This is a genomic window from Serratia sp. PL7, assembly GCF_945957435.1.
Genome location: NZ_CAMFLB010000139.1, coordinates 1 through 332, shown reverse-complemented (window position 1 = coordinate 332; position 332 = coordinate 1). Strand labels below are relative to the sequence as shown.

Annotated in this window: 1 protein-coding gene and 1 pseudogene; both read left to right on the top strand. The window is 52.4% G+C overall.

Translation table 11 applies throughout. From position 1 onward, the window contains the following. A pseudogene (locus N6G83_RS54635) lies at positions 1 to 150 on the top strand (30S ribosomal protein S3); the annotation flags it as partial. 12 nt (positions 151 to 162) lie between these two features. Next, the coding region (locus N6G83_RS54630) for a 50S ribosomal protein L16 (RefSeq protein WP_260524454.1) at positions 163 to 332 on the top strand (170 nt) is incomplete at its 3' end.

The window sequence follows — 332 nt, the reverse complement described above, 5'->3', positions numbered from 1 at the left end:
TACAACACATCTGAAGCGCACACCACTTATGGTGTAATCGGCGTTAAGGTATGGATCTTCAAAGGTGAGATCCTGGGTGGTATGGCTGCAGTTGAACAACCGGAACCGGCTGCTCAACCTAAAAAGCAGCAGCGTAAAGGCCGCAAGTAAGGAGAGTCGCTGATGTTACAACCAAAGCGTACAAAATTCCGTAAGGTGCACAAGGGCCGCAACCGTGGTCTGGCGCAAGGTACGGATGTTAGCTTCGGCACTTTCGGTCTGAAAGCTGTTGGCCGTGGCCGTCTGACTGCTCGTCAAATCGAAGCAGCTCGTCGTGCAATGACTCGTGCAGT